At 69.4% G+C, this 19,096-nt stretch carries 18 protein-coding genes; 8 read left to right on the forward strand and 10 right to left on the reverse strand.

Going from position 1 to position 19,096, the window contains the following annotated elements; all coding sequences use genetic code 11:
• The first annotated feature begins 21 nt into the window (after positions 1-21).
• The gene (locus ACW14X_RS04740; RefSeq protein WP_457164888.1) at positions 22-1,938 is read left to right on the forward strand and encodes an APC family permease; all 1,917 of its coding nucleotides are present in this window, start codon (positions 22-24) and stop codon (positions 1,936-1,938) included.
• On the opposite strand, the gene ACW14X_RS04745 is transcribed toward ACW14X_RS04740, so the two are convergent.
• A complete protein-coding gene (locus tag ACW14X_RS04745; RefSeq protein WP_457164889.1) occupies positions 1,919-3,796 on the reverse strand; it encodes a hypothetical protein in 1,878 nt (625 codons plus the stop codon). The genes ACW14X_RS04740 and ACW14X_RS04745 overlap by 20 nt on opposite strands.
• Before the next feature lie 106 nt (positions 3,797-3,902).
• Between ACW14X_RS04745 and ACW14X_RS04750 the strand changes: the two genes are divergently transcribed.
• Both ACW14X_RS04750 and ACW14X_RS04755 read left to right on the forward strand, forming a co-directional pair.
• Entirely contained in the window at positions 3,903-5,621 is a 1,719-nt protein-coding gene (locus ACW14X_RS04750) for a DEDD exonuclease domain-containing protein (protein WP_457166047.1), read from the forward strand.
• A gap of 23 nt (positions 5,622-5,644) precedes the next feature.
• Positions 5,645-5,923, forward strand: a complete 279-nt coding sequence (locus ACW14X_RS04755) for an Lrp/AsnC family transcriptional regulator (protein WP_141803873.1) — start codon at positions 5,645-5,647, stop codon at positions 5,921-5,923.
• A 185-nt stretch (positions 5,924-6,108) separates the two neighbouring features.
• Here ACW14X_RS04755 and trpD read toward each other — a convergent pair whose 3' ends face one another.
• The gene (gene trpD / locus ACW14X_RS04760; protein WP_457164890.1) at positions 6,109-7,146 is read right to left on the reverse strand and encodes an anthranilate phosphoribosyltransferase; all 1,038 of its coding nucleotides are present in this window, start codon (positions 7,144-7,146) and stop codon (positions 6,109-6,111) included.
• A complete protein-coding gene (locus ACW14X_RS04765) occupies positions 7,143-7,553 on the reverse strand; it encodes a hypothetical protein (RefSeq protein WP_160024381.1) in 411 nt (136 codons plus the stop codon). The genes trpD and ACW14X_RS04765 overlap by 4 nt, the downstream gene beginning before the upstream one ends.
• Positions 7,554-7,691: 138 nt before the next feature.
• Here ACW14X_RS04765 and ctaE point away from each other — a divergent pair, with 138 nt between their 5' ends.
• The 5 genes from ctaE (at position 7,692) to ACW14X_RS04790 (ending at position 12,611) form a co-directional block, all read left to right on the forward strand.
• Complete coding sequence (gene ctaE / locus ACW14X_RS04770) at positions 7,692-8,357, forward strand: aa3-type cytochrome oxidase subunit III (protein ID WP_160024382.1); 666 nt, start codon at positions 7,692-7,694, stop codon at positions 8,355-8,357.
• Between the two features lie 13 nt (positions 8,358-8,370).
• Entirely contained in the window at positions 8,371-9,252 is an 882-nt protein-coding gene (gene qcrC, locus ACW14X_RS04775) for a cytochrome bc1 complex diheme cytochrome c subunit (RefSeq protein WP_201451064.1), read from the forward strand.
• A complete protein-coding gene (qcrA, locus tag ACW14X_RS04780) occupies positions 9,249-10,412 on the forward strand; it encodes a cytochrome bc1 complex Rieske iron-sulfur subunit (protein WP_457164891.1) in 1,164 nt (387 codons plus the stop codon). The genes qcrC and qcrA overlap by 4 nt, the downstream gene beginning before the upstream one ends.
• Positions 10,409-12,136: a cytochrome bc1 complex cytochrome b subunit gene (gene qcrB / locus ACW14X_RS04785; RefSeq protein ID WP_457164892.1), complete on the forward strand. Its 1,728-nt coding sequence runs from the start codon at positions 10,409-10,411 to the stop codon at positions 12,134-12,136. Before qcrA ends, qcrB begins: the two co-directional genes overlap by 4 nt.
• A 124-nt stretch (positions 12,137-12,260) precedes the next feature.
• Positions 12,261-12,611 (forward strand): hypothetical protein, encoded by a 351-nt coding sequence (locus ACW14X_RS04790; RefSeq protein ID WP_457164893.1) that lies wholly within the window; start codon positions 12,261-12,263, stop codon positions 12,609-12,611.
• 52 nt (positions 12,612-12,663) lie between these two features.
• On the opposite strand, the gene ACW14X_RS04795 is transcribed toward ACW14X_RS04790, so the two are convergent.
• The 7 genes from ACW14X_RS04795 to ACW14X_RS04825 all read right to left on the reverse strand — a co-directional run bounded on the left by ACW14X_RS04795 (position 12,664) and on the right by ACW14X_RS04825 (position 19,068).
• A complete protein-coding gene (locus tag ACW14X_RS04795; protein ID WP_091049949.1) occupies positions 12,664-13,515 on the reverse strand; it encodes a MurR/RpiR family transcriptional regulator in 852 nt (283 codons plus the stop codon).
• 79 nt (positions 13,516-13,594) lie between these two features.
• A complete protein-coding gene (gene phnE / locus ACW14X_RS04800; RefSeq protein WP_457164894.1) occupies positions 13,595-14,473 on the reverse strand; it encodes a phosphonate ABC transporter, permease protein PhnE in 879 nt (292 codons plus the stop codon).
• Positions 14,470-15,294: a phosphonate ABC transporter, permease protein PhnE gene (gene phnE / locus ACW14X_RS04805; protein ID WP_160024388.1), complete on the reverse strand. Its 825-nt coding sequence runs from the start codon at positions 15,292-15,294 to the stop codon at positions 14,470-14,472. The genes phnE (ACW14X_RS04800) and phnE (ACW14X_RS04805) overlap by 4 nt, the downstream gene beginning before the upstream one ends.
• Positions 15,291-16,055: a phosphonate ABC transporter ATP-binding protein gene (gene phnC / locus ACW14X_RS04810; RefSeq protein ID WP_457164895.1), complete on the reverse strand. Its 765-nt coding sequence runs from the start codon at positions 16,053-16,055 to the stop codon at positions 15,291-15,293. The genes phnE (ACW14X_RS04805) and phnC overlap by 4 nt, the downstream gene beginning before the upstream one ends.
• Positions 16,052-17,029: a phosphate/phosphite/phosphonate ABC transporter substrate-binding protein gene (gene phnD / locus ACW14X_RS04815; protein WP_350843686.1), complete on the reverse strand. Its 978-nt coding sequence runs from the start codon at positions 17,027-17,029 to the stop codon at positions 16,052-16,054. Before phnD ends, phnC begins: the two co-directional genes overlap by 4 nt.
• The gene (locus ACW14X_RS04820; RefSeq protein ID WP_457164896.1) at positions 17,023-17,760 is read right to left on the reverse strand and encodes an HAD family hydrolase; all 738 of its coding nucleotides are present in this window, start codon (positions 17,758-17,760) and stop codon (positions 17,023-17,025) included. Before ACW14X_RS04820 ends, phnD begins: the two co-directional genes overlap by 7 nt.
• A gap of 150 nt (positions 17,761-17,910) precedes the next feature.
• Complete coding sequence (locus tag ACW14X_RS04825; protein ID WP_457164897.1) at positions 17,911-19,068, reverse strand: Ig-like domain-containing protein; 1,158 nt, start codon at positions 19,066-19,068, stop codon at positions 17,911-17,913.
• Between the last annotated feature and the right edge of the window lie 28 nt (positions 19,069-19,096).

Raw genomic sequence — 19,096 nt, forward strand, 5'->3', positions numbered from 1 at the left:
TCGGGAGTGGGAGACCAGCGCGTGCGGCACACCCTCAGCGCGATCGCCAGGATGATCCTGTGCGCCGCGGGATTCGTGATGTCCATCTACGGCAGCGTCCAGCTCAATGCCCTCAAGTCCCCGGGATTCCGCGAGCTGCTGCACGAGTCGAGCTTCTGGGTCGCGGCCGTCGGTGGTCTGATGACCGCGATCGCGTTCGAGGCGATGCGACGCGCCCAGGTCCCTGCGGCTCCCGCTCCGCAGCCCACCGAGCCCGTCACGCCGGTCACACCCGTCACACCCGTGACCCCCGATGAACCCGCGAAGGACGAGAGGGACGAGCGACCCGCCGATCAGGCCGACAAGCTGAGCCTCGTCGAGGTCGTCGGCCTCGCCGCAGGCGGCGTGATCGGATCGGGCTGGCTCCTGGCCGTTCCCACCCTTCACGAGAGCCTGGGCGAGGCCGCGCTCCTCGGCTGGGCCGCCGGCGGCCTGCTCATGCTCACCATCGCGGTCGTGATGGTCGAGTTCGGGCTCATCTCCCAGCGCACCGGCGGGCTGCTGTTCCATCCGCACGACGCCTTCGGGCCGCTGGTGGTGATCATCCTCGCGGCGTCGCTGTGGATCTCGTACGCCATCAACCCGGCCGCCCAGGCGGCCGCGGCGGTCAACGGGCTGGCCGAGATCGTCCCCGCCCTGGCCGGCGACGGCGGGCTCACCGGGATCGGGTCGACCCTGGCGGTGCTGGTGACCGCCGCGATCATCGCCTTCGTCCTGCTGCCCCGACGGCTCGTCCTGCGTACGAACGCGGCCCTGACGCTGCTCAAGATCGCCATCCCGGTGATCTTCGTGGTGTTCCTGGCGCTCGCGGCCCCGGGCCGGCCCACGGCTCCGGGAACCGCGGCCGGGCCCACCACGACCGGCGTGCTCAGCGCGCTGATCACCAGCGGCGTGATCTACGCCTACATCGGCTTCCAGGCTCCTCTGGACGTGACCGGAGAGGTCCGTGGCGGCCGTCGCGAGGTGGCCAGGCGGGTGCGCTGGGCGGTCTACGGCACGGTCGTCGGCTCGTTCCTCCTCTACTCCTCCCTCCAGCTGGTCTACGCCGAGCACATGGCCGGCTCCGGGGCCGAGCACGGCACCTCCTACGCACGCCTGACCGACGCGGCCACGCTGGCCGGGGCGCCGCTCGACTGGCTGGTCGTGCTGGTCCGGATCGCCGCGATCCTGGCCCCGATCGGGTCCGGCATCGTGTTCACCTACGCCCTCAGTCGCGAGGTCTACGCGCTGAGCGCGGAGAGGTACGTCCCCAGCGGCCTGCACGAGCCGCGGGCATCACGGCTCCCCGGCCGCACCGGCGACTCCTTCTGGCTGATCCTGCTCGTCAACCTGGTGCTCGCGCTGGTCGTCCTGGTCGCGGTGGGCGGCGACTGGCAGACCCTGGCCGTGCTCAACACCATCCCGATCCTGATCCTGTACGCGGTCACCTGCGTCGTCCTGGCCGTGCGCTCCGACCTGCTCGGGACGGGTGCCCAGCGACTGCTCCCGTTCGCGGCGTACGCGGCCTTCGTCGTCATCGCGCTGGTCGTCAACGAGTCCGCGTGGGACCGGGTGTGGAAGGGCGTGGCGGTGATCGGCTGGGGGTCGCTCGTCCTGCTCGTGCTCCCCTGGCTCCATCATCTCCGGGTCCCCGGCCTGGGCTGGTACGACGCGAAGAACCACGGCGCGCGCCTGGTCTCTCGTGACCCGGCGAACCGTCCGTTCGTCGTGCTCGCGCTGTACCTGGTCGCGCTGACGCTGCTGAGCGCCGTCCGCCACCGGATCGACGACGACTCCGTGTGGAGCGTGTGGAGCCTGCGCGCCCTGGTGATGATCGTCGCCTCGGGCGCGTTCGTCCTCCTCGTCGGCGCCGGGCGCCGCTACCTCAGGCAGACCCGGCTCACGACAACCCGGCCCTGACCCACTCGGCCTCCTCCTCCTGTCCGGCCGCGACCAGGGCCTCCACGACGGCATCGACCCGGGCCCGGTCCTGCCACCGCCCCACCGAGCGGCGCAGGACCCCGGCGCGACTCGCCTCCGGATAGCGGTGCAGGCGGAGCCGGGTGGTGATGCCAACGATGTCGGTGGGGGTGACGCTCTGCGCCTGATCGAGATAGCGGATCAGCAGCCGGTCGGCCGTGCCGGCGAGCTCCTTGCGCCGGAGCTGGTGGGCGGTCTCGGCGATCGTCGGCCCGGCGCCACGACGGTTGATCGCCTCGTCGGCGAGATGGTGCCAGGACGTACGCACCGCGTCGGCGAAGCCGGCCTCCTCGAGGGCGACGAGGCACTCGGCGTACCAGGCGACGTACGTCTCCTCGGTCGGCGCCGGGTAGACGAGCAGATCCTCGGCCAGCCTCCAGCCGACGTCTGCGGCGACGGCCGAACGGCCCCGCCTCCCGACCCGGGAGGGTACGTGGCCGAGCAGACCCACGATCTCCTCGGCCGGGCGGAGCCTGACCAGGGTCGCGGCCTGCCGGCGAAGGTCCTCCCCCAGCGTCCTGCCGTGCCCGTCGGCCAGATAGCCGGCGACACCCTCCACGACGGCGGATCCCATCGGCGCGCGGTCCGCGCCCTCCGGGGTGAGGACCCAGTGGAGAAGCTTCCGGGTGGTCTCGGCGGACGGCTGCGCCCACGACCACCGGTCGAGGAAGTCGCCGAGCCGCTCGATGTGGCCGCTGTGGGCGATCGCACGGACGAGCATCGCCGCCTGGGCCTCGTCGCCCTCCTCCATGAGGGTCTCGCAGATGCGTTTGAGGTTCATCGGCGTCGCGTCACCGGCCATGGCTGCCAGGAGGCTGTCGCGGCCGGGTCCCCGGCTGCCTCGCAGCAGCAGCACCACGTGCTCGCGCGCCTCCTCGGCGTTCTCGCTGCCGTCGAGGCGCAGCTTGAACCAGTCCTCGAGCACGCGTCCGCCCGGGCACAGCTCCCAGAACGCCGCGACGAGATCCTGCTGCTGGGCGGGACCCGGCGCCCGGCCGAGGTCGCCGATCGCGCCGAGGGTGCGCCAGAGCAGGTCCAGGGCGATCTCACGCAGCCTCGGGCTGGCGTACAGCGCGACGTAGAGAAGGGCCTTGTCGAGGTTCGAGCGACCGCTGGCAGGGGCCGCGAACTGCTTCACCGTGTCGTTGACCAGGTCCGGTGCCCCGAGCAGGTGCAGCGCCCGGAGGAACCGGGCGATGTCGGGGACGGTCCGCTGACGGAGCACGTCGTGGATGACGGCGTGGGCGATGGAGGTGTCGTGCTCGTTCTCGATCGCGAGCCGGGCCGCGTCCTCGGGCGGGCGGTGCAGGGCGGCGGCGGCGATCAGGATCACGGGGTCCGCGGCGGACTCCAGCGAGGTCGCCAGGGCGGCCAGATCGCCGTCCGCGAGCCGGCCGTAGGCGTGCAGCGCCTGGACCGCGATCGCCGGATGGCCCTGCGTACGCAGCTCCGAGAGCCAGGCCACGAACCGGTCGACGCCTTGGGCGGAGACCCTGGCGAAGGCGTTGTCGATCAGCTTCTGGGTGTTGAGGACCTCGTCGGCCTGGGCGCCGTCGAGGACGGTGACGTACTCGACCAGGCCGGCCAGATCGCCGGTCAGCGTGTCGAGCACACGTTCGTTGAACCGCAGCGCCGCGGTCTGGCCGTCCTCGCTCAGCAGCGTCCTGGCCTGCTCGCCGGCCTCGGCCGGCTCGACCTGCAACGAGCCCGAGCGAGCGAACCAGCGCGCCCAGGGACGATCCTCGTTGCCGGACGCCGCCCCCTCGATGCCGCTGTTTCTCCCTACGATCGCCCACACCTCCCCTGTCAGGTGCGCCACACCCTAGTGCCGCAAGAGTGTCGGTGGCACTCGCTAATGTGTTCGCATGGGCAGTAGTAGCGCGGTGCGGGAGGCGCGTAAGGAGATGCACGCCCGTGCCGTGGCGCGTCGCCAGCGCGAGAAGGCCACCGGAGGCTGGGAGGCTCAGCGGGGCTTCGACGAGCTCGGCAGGCCGCTGCGCGACCTGACCTTCTGCGTGGTCGACCTGGAGACCACCGGCAACAGCCCCGACAACGGCGGCATGATCACCGAGATCGGCGCGGTGAAGGTGCGCGGCGGCGAGGTGCTGGGCGAGTTCCAGACCCTCGTCAACCCCCACACCGGCATCCCGCCCTCGATCGCCGTGCTGACCGGGATCACCAACTCCATGGTCGCCTCCTCCCCCACCATCGAGTCGGTGCTCCCGGCGTTCCTCGAGTTCGCCGAGGGCTGTGTGCTGGTCGCCCACAACGCCCCCTTCGACGTGGGCTTCCTCAAGCACTTCGCCGCCAAGCAGGAGCGGCCCTGGCCGCGTTTCGAGGTGCTCGACACGGTGAAGATCGCCCGCCGGGTGGTCACCCGCGACGAGGCGCCCAACCACAAGCTCGGCTCGCTGGCCCGGGTCTTCGGCTCCCCCACGACCCCCAACCACCGCGCCCTCTCCGACGCCCGCGCGACGGTCGACGTCCTCCACGGCATGATGGAGCGCCTCGGCAACATCGGCGTGCAGACCCTCGAGGACCTGGCCGTCTTCTCGGCCAAGGTCACCACCGCCCAGCGCAAGAAGCGCCATCTGGCCGAGGACCTGCCGCACGCCCCCGGCGTCTACCTGTTCAAGGACGACAGGGGCCGGGTGCTCTACATCGGCACCTCCAAGGACCTCCGCACTCGCGTACGCACCTACTTCACCGCCTCCGAGACCCGCTCCCGGATGGGCGAGATGGTCGGACTGGCCGCGACCGTGCAGGGCATCGAGTGCGCGACGGCGCTGGAGGCGGGCGTGCGCGAGCTGCGGCTCATCGCCGAGCACAAGCCGCCCTACAACCGCCGCTCGCGACGCCCGGAGAAGATGCACTTCGTCAAGCTCACCCAGGAGCCATGGCCCCGACTGTCGCTGGTCAAGCAGGTGCTCGACGACGACGCCGACTATCTCGGCCCGTTCGGCTCCAAGAAGGTCGCCGAGAAGGCGCTCCAGGCGCTCCACGACACGTTCCCGATCCGGCAGTGCGCCGACCGGCTCCCGCTGCTGCCGCGCAGGACCCCGTGCGTCCTCGCCGAGCTCCACCGCTGCCTGAGCCCGTGCGACCAGAGCGTCCCGTCCGAGACCTACGCGGCCCTGGTGTCCCGGGTTCGCGAGTCGCTGCTCCACCGGCCCGACGAGGTGGTCGAGACGGTCACCGAGCGGCTCACCGGCCTGGCCGAGCAGGAGCGGTTCGAGGAGGCGGCCGTCCACCGCGACCGGCTGACCTCCTACCTGCGCGCCGCCGCGCGCACCCAACGACTCACCGGCCTGACCCGGCTGCCCGGCCTCACCGCGATCCGGCGTGAGGACGACGGCCGCTGGGCGGTCCACGTCGTCCGCCACGGGCGCCTCGCCGGGGCCGGGGTGATCCCGCGTGAGGCCAACGCCCACGCCTACGTCGCCGACCTCCAGCTCAGCGCCGAGACGGTCCTGCCCGCCCCCGGCCCGGTGCCGGCCGCGAGCGCCGAGGAGACCGAGCTGGTGCTGCGCTGGCTGGAGTCCCCAGGCGTACGCCTCGCCCACGTGGAGGGCGAGTGGACCTGTCCGATCGGCGGTGCGGGCCGGCGGGCAGCGGCGCTCTAGGAGGATCGGCTAACGTGACCTGCGTGATCACAGCGATCGTCTTCATCAATGCCGAGGTCTCCCAGATCCCCGAGGTGGCCGAGGCCGTGGCCGCCATCGACGGCGTCAGCGAGGTCTACTCCGTCACCGGCCAGATCGACCTGATCGCCCTGGTCCGCGTCCGTGCCCACGAGGACGTGGCCAACGTCGTCGCCGACAAGGTCAACAAGGTCCCCGGCGTGCTCGAGACCGAGACCCACATCGCCTTCCGCACCTACTCCCAGGTCGACCTCGAGGCCGCGTTCTCCATCGGTCTGGACTAGCGGGCGCAGCCCGTCCGTGGAGCCGAGTCGGCGCATCTGCACGCTTGGAGCGAAGCGAAGCGAGCGATGCGTGCGGATGCGCCGACTCGGCGCGTAATCATCTACAGCCCACCGCGAAGCGAAGCGGGCGAGGCGCAAAGACGCGCCGACTCGGCGCGTAATCCCCTACAGCACGAGGAAAACCCTCAACGCGCGGTAGCAGCAACCCAGCGGTCGAGCACACCCTGAGCAGCCCCGGAGTCGATCGCGTCAGCAGCGCGGGCGATGCCCCCGGCGAGCCGCTCGTCGACGCTGCCGGAGCCGGCGTCATGGACAGCGAGAGCAGCACCGGCGTTGAGCACGACGGCGTCGCGTACGGCGCCCTTCTCCCCGGCGAGCAGACGGCGGACGACGGCGGCGTTGTAGGCGGCGTCGCCGCCGCGCAGGTCCTCGGCGGTGGCGCGGCCGATGCCATGGTCGAGCGGCTCGACGGTCGCCTCGGTCACGACCCCCTGCGAGACCATCCACACGTGCGAGGTCATGGTGGTGGTGAGCTCGTCGAGGCCGTCGTCGCCGCGGAAGACCCAGGCGTCGACGCCACGGCGGGCGAAGACGCCGGCCATGACCGGCGCGGCGGAGGCGTCGGCACAGCCGATCGCGGAGGAGGCGGGGCGGGCTGGGTTGGTGAGCGGACCGAGCAGGTTGAAGACGGTGGCGATGCCGATCTCACGCCGCGCGGCGGCGGCGTGGCGCATCGCGGGGTGGAACGCCGCGGCGAACAAGAAGGTGATGCCGGCCTCCTCGGCTACCTCGCCGACCCGGGAGACATCGAGGTCGAGCCGGATGCCGAGGGCCTCGAGCACGTCCGCCGATCCCGACTTGGAGGAGGCGGACCGGTTGCCGTGCTTGACGACCTTGGCCCCGGCACCGGCCGCGACGATCGCTGACATCGTGGAGATGTTGACCGAGAAGGACCGGTCACCACCGGTGCCGACGATGTCGAGCACGCGCCCCGGCACGAAGATCGGGTTGGCCTTGGCCAGCATCCCGTCGGCGACCCCGGCGAGCTCGTCGACGGTCTCACCCTTGGCACGCAGGGCCACCGCGAAGGCGGCGATCTGCGAGGGCGTCGCCTCACCCGAGAGGATCTCCCCCATCGCCCACGCCGCCTGGTGCGCGGACAGGGACTGTCCCGCGACCAGGGTGGTGAGGACCTCGGGCCAGGAGTTGGGCGCGGACGTCATGCGCCAACGTTAACGGGCCGCAGCAGTCCCACGACCGTCCGGGCCAGCTCGAACGGGTCGAGCGGGTGCGGCACGGTGGCTTCCGCACGCGACCAGGTGCCGAGCCACGCGTCCTGAGGACGACCGATGAGGACCACGATCGGCGGAGCGTCCTTCACCTCGTCCTTGACCGCCTTGGCGATCCCCAGTCCGCCGGCCGGAGCGGTCTCACCGTCGAGCACGGCCAGGGCCAGGCCACCGGCATCGAACTGCGCACGCACGGCCGGCTCGGTGGCCACCTCGACGTACTCCACCTCCGGCAGAGACGGATGCGGGCGGCGCCCCAGAGCGAGGATCACCTGCTTGCGTACGTCGACGTCGTCGCTGTAGACGAGGATCTTCAGTGATTTCGAGGTGGTGTCGGTCACACCCTGATGCTAGCGCCAACACCATGCCCCGCGGCCACATGTCACACACCGAACCTGAGCGGTGTCTAAGGGTGTAGCAGCACCCTGAAACACGACACACAGGGTCCCAAGAAGACTCTGGAAAGGGGGCAGGACATAATGGCGGGCGTGGCGACAGTATCGACTCTTCCAACAGCCCGCCTGCACGGGCATCACGACCGTCCGAGCATGGTCAGCGTGGGGACGATCATCTGGCTCGCAAGCGAGCTGATGTTCTTCGCGGCGCTGTTCGCGGCCTACTTCACGATCCGCGCGGTCAGCCCCGAGGTGTGGGAAGCCAACACCTCCGGGCTCAACATCCCGTTCGCGGCGGTCAACACGACCATCCTCGTGCTGTCGTCGTTCACCTGCCAGTTCGGCGTCTTCGCCGCCGAGCGCGGCCAGGTCGGACGTAAGGGCTCCCTGCTCGCGGTCCGCCTGTGGGGCCTGCGTGAGTGGTTCATCCTCACCTACCTCATGGGCGCGGTCTTCATCGCCGGCCAGGCGACCGAGTACGCAGCCCTGGTGCAGGAGGGCATCGCCCTCAACCGCGGCATCACCGGTCCCGACGACCCCTATGGCTCGGTCTTCTACCTGACGACGGGCTTCCACGGCCTGCACGTCACCGGCGGCCTGATCGCCTTCCTGTTCGTGCTCGGCCGGACGTACGTCGCCAAGCGCTTCACCCACGAGCAGGCCGTCTCCGCGATCGTCGTGTCCTACTACTGGCACTTCGTCGACGTGGTGTGGATCGGCCTGTTCGCGACCATCTACCTCCTCAAGTGACCAAGGACTGAATGTGCGTCTACTGAACCGCTCCGTCGGTCGACTGTCGCGGCACCGTCGCCGCCCGTTGGCCGGTGCCGCCGTGCTCCTGGTCGCCCTGTTGAGCACCGGCGGCGCGTACGCCGCGCTCGCCCCGGCCTCCCAGGCCGAGCAGGAGAAGGACAACGCTGCTCTCGTCGCCGAGGGCAAAGAACTCTTCATGATCAACTGCTCCACCTGCCACGGCTCCAACGGTGAGGGCATCACCACCCAGAACGGGAAGCTCTACGGCCCCTCCCTGATCGGCGTGGGTGCCGCCTCCGTCGACTTCCAGGTCGGCACCGGCCGGATGCCGATGGCCCAGCCCGGCGCCCAGGTCGAGGTCAAGGACCCCAGCTTCAACCAGGACGAGATCGACGCCTTGGCCGCGTACGTCGCCAGCCTCGGCCCCGGCCCGGCCGTCCCGGACCGGGAGCAGTACGACCCGGACACCTTCGCCTCCGAGGAGGAGCGTGAGGCGGCGGTCGCCCTCGGTGGCCAGATCTTCCTGACCAACTGCACCGCCTGCCACAACTTCACCGGCGCCGGCGGCGCGATGCCGCGCGGCGGCGAGGCTCCGAGCATCCTCAACACCGACCCGAAGCACATCTACCAGGCGATGCTGACCGGTCCGCAGTCCATGGACACCTTCTCCGACGGCAACATCAGCCCGGAGGAGAAGAAGGCTGTCATCGCCTACGTCGAGTCGATGAAGGAACAGCCCGACTACGGCGGCTTCAACAACGGTTCGCTCGGTCCGGTGACCGAGGGCATCGTCGCGTGGGTCGTCGGGCTCGGCGTCCTGGTGGCGTTCGCCGTCTGGATCGCCGCGCACACCACGCGCACCAACCAGACCAAGAAGGGATCTGCCAAGTGAGCAGCGACCTCAGCGAGATCGAGAAGCACGACGACTCGCACCCCGAGCTCAACGCGCACACCGACGCGTTGCTGCCCGACCCGGGCATGCACGAGCATCACTGGCGTCCCACCGACGTCGACCCCAAGGCGGAGAAGCGCGCCGAGCGCCAGGTGAGCGCCTTCTTCGCTCTCTCCGCGATCTGCTCGGTGCTGTTCGTCGTCGCCTACTTCACCATCGAGCCCGGCTACGACGGTGACGTCTGGGCCGGCTTCGGCGCCTCCAACCTGGCGCTGGGATCGAGCCTCGGCTTCGCCCTCCTCTTCCTCGGCATCGGTGTCATCCAGTGGGCCCGCAAGCTCGTCGTCGACATCGAGCACACCGAGGACCGTCACCCGGCCGCCTCCTCCCCCGCCACCCGCGAGGCCGCCGTCGCCGAGCTCAAGGCCGCGCTCCACGAGTCCGGCATGGCTCGCCGCCCCTTCATCCGCAACGCGATGATCGGCTCGGCCGCCCTCCTCGGCCTGCCCGCGGTCGTCATCCTCAGGGACCTGGGCCAGACCAACGCCCAGATCACCGAGGAGCAGCCCTACCCGGGCGCCGGCCTCGAGCACACCGTCTGGGATGCCGGCGTGCGGGTCGTACGCGACGTGGTCGGCACCCCGATCCGCCCGGGCGACCTGGAGATCGGTGACCTGGTCAACGCCGAGCCGGCGACGATCTTCGACGGCAGCCTGCACGGCGCGCCGCTGCAGATCGCCAAGTCGAAGGCGGCCACCATCCTGCTGAGGATGGACCCCAACGACATCGACAACGACGTGACCCGCAACTGGTCGGTCAACGGCATCGTGGCCTACTCCAAGATCTGCACCCACGTCGGTTGCCCGATCTCGCTGAACGAGCGCACCACGCACCACCTGCTGTGCCCGTGCCACCAGTCGACCTTCGACCTCGCCGACCACGGCAAGGTCATCTTCGGCCCGGCCGGACGCCACCTCCCGCAGCTGCCCCTGGGCGTCGACGCGGACGGCTTCCTGGTTGCCCTCTCGGACTACCCTGAGCCTGTGGGCGTCAGCTACTGGGAGCGCAACACCTACGACATCGACGAGATCTTCGACGACTGGTCCAAGGACCACGCCGCCGATGCTGAGCAGTACGGCTACAAGGAGGGCGGCCAGTGAGCACCGACACGTCCAAGGTTGCCGCCAGCAACGGCACCGAAGCCGCTGCCCCGGCGGGCAAGCCGACCAAGGCAGGCGCGGCCGCGAACTGGGCCGACGAGCGCCTCGGCATCGGCGGACTGAGCAAGTTCCTCTCCCGCAAGATCTTCCCCGACCACTGGTCGTTCATGCTGGGTGAGATCGCGCTGTGGAGCTTCGTGGTCCTGCTGGTCACCGGCACCTTCCTGACCCTGTGGTTCAAGCCCTCGATGGCCGAGATCACCTACCAGGGCTCCTACGCGCCGCTGCGCGGCATCGACATGTCCGAGGCGATGGCCTCGACGCTGGACATCTCCTTCGACGTGCGCGGCGGCCTGCTGCTGCGCCAGGTCCACCACTGGGCGGCGATGCTGTTCATCGCCTCGATGATGATCCACATGATGCGCGTGTTCTTCACCGGCGCGCACCGCAAGCCGCGTGAGATCAACTGGGTCATCGGCGCCACGCTGCTGCTCCTCGGCACGCTCGAGGGCTTCACCGGCTACTCGCTCCCCGACGACCTGCTCTCCGGCACCGGCATCCGGGCCGCGGACGGGTTCATGATGGCGATCCCCATCGTGGGGACGTACATCTCGTTCTTCCTGTTCGGAGGCGAGTTCCCAGGCGACGACATCATTCCACGCCTGTTCACGATCCACGTGCTGCTGATCCCGGCGCTGCTGCTGGCGCTGATCGGTGCCCACTTGATCCTGCTGATCTACCACAAGCACACCCAGTGGCCTGGACCCGGACGCACCGAGAAGAACGTCGTCGGCTACCCGATGGTGCCGAACTACATCTCCAAGATGACCGGCTTCTTCTTCATCACCTTCGGTGTGACCGCCCTGCTCGGCGCCTTCTTCTCGCTCAACCCGGTGTGGAAGTTCGGGCCCTACGACCCGACCAAGGTCACCGCCGGCTCGCAGCCTGACTGGTACATGGGCTGGCCCGACGGCGCGCTGCGCATCATGCCGGGCTGGGAGTCGCACTTCTGGGGCTCGACCTGGTCGTGGAACATCTTCTTCCCGGTCATCGTGCTGCCGATGGCGGCCTGGATGGTCGTGCTGATGCTCCCGTTCATCGAGGCCTGGATCACCGGCGACAAGCGCGAGCACCACCTGCTCCAGCGCCCGCGCAACGCTCCGACCCGCACCGCCACGTTCGTCGCGCTGATGACGTTCTACGCGGGCTTCTGGGCAGCCGGCGGCAACGACATCATCGCGATCAAGTTCGACCTCTCGATCAACCAGATCACCTACTTCCTGCGGGCGTTCGTGTTCCTGGGTCCGATCGCGGCGTTCATCATCACGCGTCGTTGGTGCATCTCGCTGCAGCGTCACGACAACGAGAAGCTGCTGCACGGCTACGAGACCGGCACGGTCATCCGTACGCCGGAGGGCGCCTACCACGAGAAGCACCTCCCGCTTCCCGAGGACGAGGCCTTCGCCATGACCGTCCGCGACCGCGGCCGGGCCGGCGACGAGCCGGAGCTGAAGAAGAACGGCAAGCTGTCGCTCCGCGCGAAGCTCCGGGCCTTCTACTACGACCACGACGTGGACAAGCCGACCCCCGAGGAGCTCAGCGAGGCACACCACCACGCCGAGCACGTGGCCCACGAGCTGGCCGCCCACGAGGGTCACCAGGTCGACGGTCACGACTTCGACGATCACCGTCACTCGGCGATCGAGGAGCCCCTCAGCCGCTGAGGTTGAAGCCGTACGCCACGTGGCGCCGTTCCCTGCGGGGAACGGCGCCACGTGCGTTTTCTGAGCGTTCCAGCGGCAGAAACCCGGTTGCTCGCGACTCGACGCGGATCCTAGGGTCCAGCACATGACCGGCCTCCAGGCTCGACTCCGAGCCGACCTCCTCACCGCCCGCAAGGCGCGCGACACCACGGCTACGGCCGTGCTCCGCTCGACGCTCTCCGCCATCGCCAACGCCGAGGCCCTCCCGGTGGCGCAGGAGGCCCTCGTGAGCGACGGACCGATCGCCGGCGCCGCGAGCGGCGTCGGTGCCACCGAGGCCGCGAGACGCGACCTGACCGATGACGATGTCCGAGGCATCATCTCCGCGGAGCAGACCGAGCGGCTGAGCGCCGCGACGGACCTGGAGTCCCACGGCGCGGGCGAGAAGGCGGAGCAGCTCCGCGCCGAGGCAGACCTTCTCGCGGCGTACCTCTGAAGAATGCCGAGTCGGCGCGTTCTAACGCGCCGACTCGGCCTTGTTGGGGTGCTCAGCCCTGCGGGTCGAGCTCGCCGCCGACGACCTCGAGTACCCGGGCGCGTACATTGGCCGCGGCCTCGGGGTCGCGGGCTGCCACGGCGGCGACGAGTGCGTTGCCGAGGATGAGCTGCGGGATCCGGATGATCGAGTCGAGCTCCTGGCGGAACCCGGCGCGACCGCCCTGCGGGGTGACCAGCTCGACCTCGGCGAGCTTGGTCAGCTGGGTGCCGGTGAAGGAGGTCAGCGCGATGACGGCCGCTCCCCCGGCGACGGCCGCCTGGGCGACCTGGATGGTGGGCGCGGTGGCGCCGGTGCCGCTGACGACGACGCAGACGTCGCCCGGCTGGAGCAGACGGGCCCGGATGAGCTGGTCGAGATGGTCGCTGGGCGCGACGGTGCTGAGTCCCTGAGAGCCCAGTCGCATCGCGATGTCCTGGGCGACCGGCGAGGAGACGCCCGTGCCGGCGACCAGGATCGATCGGGCCTCGGCGAGGAGCTCCACGGCCCGGGTGACCTGCTCCTCGGAGAGGAGCCCGACCATGTCGGAGGCGGAGTCGGCGATGTCGGCGAAGAAGGAACGCACCACCGTCAGCGGGCTGCCTCCCTCGGTCGTCTCGGTCTTGGCCGTTCCCAGGTCGCGCGCCAGCAGCACCTTGAGGTGCGGGAAACCGCGGAACCCGAGTCTCTGCGCGGCTCTGACCACGGTCGCGGTCGAGACGGAGGCCTCGGCGGCGATCTCGGCGGTGGTCGCCTCGATGGCCCACTCCGAACGGGTCAGCACGACCTCGGCGACCGCACGCTCGGAAGGGTTGAGCCGCGGCATCGCGGCCCTGATGGCTGGAAGAACCGGCGCGCTGGTCATGCCGGCGCCTCCGTTCGAAGAGACTGAGAATACGGACGCGCCGGCATGACCGGCCCTCTGGTTGCTCGCTGGCGCTCGCTCATGCCGCCACCACAGTGGCTTCGGCGCCGTGCAGGATCCGGTGACGCAGCGCTGCTGACAGCTGGTCTACCAGGATCGTCACGATGATGATCACAGCTAGCATGATTCCACCCCACTCCCACTCACGGCCCCGAAGGACACGGTTTAGTAACGCACCAATTCCACCGGCGCTCACCACGCCGAGGATCGCGCTTGCCCTGATGTTCACCTCGAAGCGGTAGAGCCAGAAGGCCACGGTCTCCGGCATCATCTGCGGGATGACGGCCGTGCGGATCCGCTGCCACCACGTCGCACCGGCCGCCGTGACGGCCTCGACGGGACGTGGGTCGACCGCCTCGATGTTCTCCAGCGTCAGCTTGCCGAGCGAGCCGATCGAGTGGATGCCGATCGCCATCGCTCCGGCCATCGGGTTGAGCCCGAAGAGCGGCAGCATCACGATCACCGCGAGCAGGATCTCCGGCACCGCGCGGATGGCGTTGAAGAAGAGCCGCACCGGGAGGCGTACGACCAGCGGCGCGGTGGTGGAGGCGGCCAGGAACGCCAGCGGGAACGAGAACAGCGCCCCCACGCAGGTGCCGATCCAGGCGAGCGCCACCGACTCCCCCATCAGCTTCAGCGCCTGCAGCCACCAGTCCCCGTAGGTGAGCTCCGGGTCGGCCTGGCCCTCGGGATGCGCCCCCGGCCAGGTGAGCACGCCGTCGAGCATCTGGCCGGCGTACTGCAGGATCTCCCCGGGGAACTGCGGCAGCCGCTCCCACTTGGCATCGTCCAGCGACCATCCGGCCACCAGCACGATGCCGATCAGCGCCAAGCCGGCCGCGGTGTAGGGCCACTTCGGCGGCGGCTTCGGCCGCGTGGTCGCGGGCGCCGGGGTCATACCAGCCTCCGGCGCAGGAACTGGGAGAGCAGGTCGATCCCGACGACGACCGCGAAGATGACGATCACGACCGCCGCGAGCTGCGGGTAGTCGCCTCGGGTGAAGTAGAGGATGATCAGCTGCCCGATCCCGCCAGCCCCGACCGCGCCCAGCACCACGGAGGCGCGGATGTTGAGCTCGAAGACATAGAGGACGTACGAGGCGTAGTTGGGCAGCACGGCGGGCACGATCGCGACCCGGGCGCGCTGCCAGCGGGTCGCCCCGGCGGCGTCGAGCGCCTCCAGGGGGCCGGGATCGACGGCGTCGATGCTCTCCGAGGTCAGCTTGGCGACGATGCCGATGTTGAAGATGGTCAGCGCCAGGATCCCCGGGAGCGGACCGGTGACGACGGCGACGAAGACCAGCGCGTAAGCCATGTCGGGCAGCGACCGGATCACCGACATCACCGGCTTCGTGACCCGGTAGACCGCGGGCGGCGCGCTCACCTTGGAGCCCAGCAGAGCCACCCCGAGGGCGATCAGGGAGCCCACGAAGGTCGCGATGACCGCGATGGCCACGGTCTCCATCAGCGCGGTCCACAGCCGCGAGGACGGGTCGGTGATCTCCGCCCACTCGGGGTGCACGACCTCCTCGAGGATCATCGTCAGCATCGGCCACTGCTCGACGACCGGCGTGAGCGAGAAGTCGATCGCCCAACCCGCCACCACGGTCACGGCGACCGCGCCCAGGATGCCCCCGATGAGGAGCGGGCTCGGCGGCGGCTGCGGCGGGCGTTCCTGCTTCGGCGAGCCGCCCGGGCGCTCGAGGGTCGCCTGACTCATGTCAGGACGTCCTCGGCGGTCAGCGAGCGGCCGTAGATCCTCTCGAAGACGGCGTCGTCGGCCTCGGCCGCGGGACCGTCGAAGACCACCTCACCCGCGCGCATGCCGATGATCCGATCGGCGTAACGCCGGGCGAGATCGAGGAAGTGCAGGTTGACCACAGTGGTGATACCGAGATCGCGGTTGATCCGTTGCAGGTCACGCATGACCAGGTTGGCCGTCGGCGGGTCCAGGGAGGCGACCGGCTCGTCGGCGAGCACCACCGACGGCTGCTGCGCCAGCGCGCGAGCGATCGCGACCCGCTGCTGCTGCCCGCCGGAGAGCTGGGAGGCGCGTACCCATGCCTTCTCGACGATCCCGACGCGCTCCAGCGCCTCGAAGGCGATCTCCTTGTCGGCCTTGGTGTGCAGCCCGAGGGCCGACCGCGCCCACGACTGGGCGTGCAGCCGCCCGGTGAGCACGTTGCCCATCACCGAGCGGCGGCTGACCAGGTTGAACCCCTGGAAGATCATCCCGATCTCGGCGCGCAGCCGCCGCAGCCGTCGCCCGCGCGCCGTGGCCACCTCGGTCCCGCCCACCGACAGCGATCCCGAGGTGACCGGCACCAGGCCGTTGATCGTACGGACGAGCGTCGACTTGCCGGCCCCAGAGAGCCCGACGACCACGACGAACTCCCCCGCCGGGATGGTCAGCGAGACCTTGTCCAGGCCGCGGGTGCCGTTCGGGTAGACCACCGAGACGTCGTCGAAGACGATGCTCATTCGCCGAAGTTCTCCTCCACGGACTTCGCCTTCTTCAGCGCGGCCGTGTCGACCTTCTCCAGACCCTCGATCTCGTAGACCGCCTCCAGCGTCTTGAGCCCCTTGGGGTCCTTCGCCATCGCGGTGAAGGCGTCGGTCACCTTCGTACGCAGCTCCTTGGAGAGGCCGGCAGCGACGACGATGCCGTCGTTGGGGATCTCGGTGGAGTAGGCGAAGACCACGACCTCGGAGGCCACCTTCGGCTCGTCGGCCGCGACCTCCTCGCGGGCGTCGTCGAAGCTCACCCCGATCGGGTAGTCACCGCGCGCGACGGCCAGGACGGCGGCGTCGTGGTCGCCGGCGAACTGCGCGTCGAGGTCGACCAAGGCGTCGCCGCCGGTGACCTGACCCCACTGGGTGGCCGGGTAGTAGTAGCCAGAGGCGGAGCCCTGGTCGACGAAGGCGATCGAGGTGCCGGGCTTGATCTTGGCGAGCGCCTCCTCGCCGGCGGGACCGGTCTTGGCGGCATCGGTGCCGTTGCAGTACTTGAAGCCCTCGACCACCTTGACCTCGTCGGCGCAGTAGGTCTCGGGGTCGTTGGTGAACCACTGGGTGTGGTAGGTCCCCGAGCCGAAGCGCACCGACTGCAGCACCGGCACCGCGCCGGCCTGGTCCTCGGCCTGGACCATGCCGATCGGGCCGAGCATCGCGACCTGGGCCTGGTCGGCCTTCATCGCCACGATCGCGGCGGCATAGCTCTCGGTCACCTCGGCGCGTACGGGGATCCCGATCTTGTCGCTGAGGAAGGACTCCAGGCCCTTCGCACTCTCGGTGATCGAGTCGACGTCGCCGGAGGGCACCAGCGACAGCACGATCTCGTCGGGATCCTCCGCGGGCGCGGTGCTCTCCTCACCACCACCGCAGGCGGCGAGCGAGAGGGCGAGCGATGCGGCGGCACCGACCGCCAGCAACCGGTTCCTGGGGGTTCTCAACATTGGACAGACTCCTTGAGGGGGTGAGCTGCTATGAAGGATGACGGGTCACTCGACCAGTCCGAGACTGCGGGGTACAGGTCCACGAACGATCCTGCACGAACATGTGCCGGTCCCTGCCGGCGGTCGAAGGCGTCAACGTATGCAGCAACACAACCACGCTCGACGGCGGGGGCAAGGTCATTGCGCCAGATGTCGCCGACCGACATCAACCACTCGGGTGTGTCAGCGGCACCGACGTGGTCGAGGAAGCCGTCCAGGTGCCCCTTCATCCGGGTCGGTTTGAGCGCGTCGGTGCACACCTCGTCGACCACGTCGCGTACGCCGAGGTGCTCCAGGATCGCGTCGAGGCCGCGGCCGCCGGGTGAGTTGGTCAGGATCACCCGGTGCGCGTCGATCCCGTCGAGCAGGTCGATGAGCCCCTCGGGCGTGCGGATGTCGCCCGGTTGCTCGCTGATCGCCTCCCGGCTCGCGACGTACGCAGCGCTGAGCTGCTCCTCGGAAACCCCTGCCGCCAGGCCCAGGATCTTGACCGCCTCATAGCCGTCCTGAGCGCCCATCAGCGTCTTCGGAGCGGTCTCGGGCAGTCTCTGCCCAAGGAAGGCCGCTGCGGTCTCCAGAAGCGCCTCAGGGGCGTCGGTGAGGTCCGCCACCCGGGTGGCGTAGAGAAGTGCCGGTGTGTCTCCGAGACACACCGTGCCGTCCAGGTCGAGCACCAGCACAGGCCGAGGCAACGAGTCCACCTTCCAAGGCGGCGCGGGCCGTCGGGGTCAGCCCTGCGCAACGCGATTACGTGTTAGGTGGAACGTAGGTAAAGTCGCCATCAGGTTCAAGCATCAACCACACGATGTCGCACGCTAATTACTGCAATGCACAATGTCGACTCAGGCGAGGGCAGACCCCGCCCGGTATTCGTCGTAGGAGGTGTTCCAGTCGCCCCACCCGTTGCTGAAGGTCATCTGGCGGTTGGTGCCGACGGTCTCGACGACGTCACCGCGGCGGGTCATGTCGTAGAGGAACTTGGCGTTCTCGTCGCTCATCCCGGTGCAGCCGTGGGAGACGTTGGCGTTGCCCTGCTGCGCGACTGACCATGGCGCGCCGTGGATGAACTCACCGGAGAACGTCAGCCGCATGGCCCACTTCACGCCCTCCATGTTGTAGTACTCCCGGTCGCCCTGGTTGATCCCGATGGTCTCGGAGTTCATGGTCTTGCGCTTGAACTTCTCGATGATCACCTTCACGCCGCTGCGGGTGATGAACCCTTCCTTGCCGGTGGTGATCGGGATGGTCCGGATCTTCTGCCCGTTCTTGAAGACTTCCATCTGGTGGGTCTGCGCGTTGGCCCGGTAGATGTGCGCGTCACCGGTCTTGAACGTGATCTCGCGGTCCTTCTGGCCGAAGATGCCGCCACCGGCGGGGACCGAGTTGATGTTGAGCTTCACGTTGATCGTGGAGTTGGCCTGCCAGTAGGTGCGCGGGCGGTAGTGCACTTCCTTGTCGCTCACCCAGTACCACGACCCCTCCTGCTTCGGGGTCGACTCGACGATCATCTTCTTCTCGAAGGCGGCCTTGTTCTTCACCGGCAGGTCGTACGTCACGATGATCGGCATCCCGACGCCGACCGTCTCGCCGTCGAGCGGCGCGATCGACGGGTAGGTCTGCCGGTCCAGGCCGAGGTCCTCGGTCGAGAACTTGATCTGGCTCGTCTGCTCCAGACCGTCGTCGCCGGTGGCGGTGACCGCGAGGGTGTAGGAGGCGGTCGGCTCGAGCACCTCACCCGCGCTCCAGCTGAGCCCGTCCTCGGTGATCGTGCCCCGCACCTTGGTGCCCTTGGCGCCGGTCAGCATGACCTCGTCGAGACGCCCCTTGGCCACATCGACCTTGACGACCTTGTCGACCGCGACGCCGGTGGCGTTGTCCTCGATGTTGGACGTGATCTGCACCGTCGGCTCGGCGGGCTTCTTGGGCTCCTTCGAGGCCGGGTCCGCCCCGCAGGCGGCGAGCACCGGCGCGAGGGCTGCCGCTGCGGTGGTCAACAGCACCCGGCGGCGGGCAAACACGGACGGGCGG

The sequence above is a fragment of the Nocardioides sp. YJ-D4 genome (genome assembly GCF_054031495.1).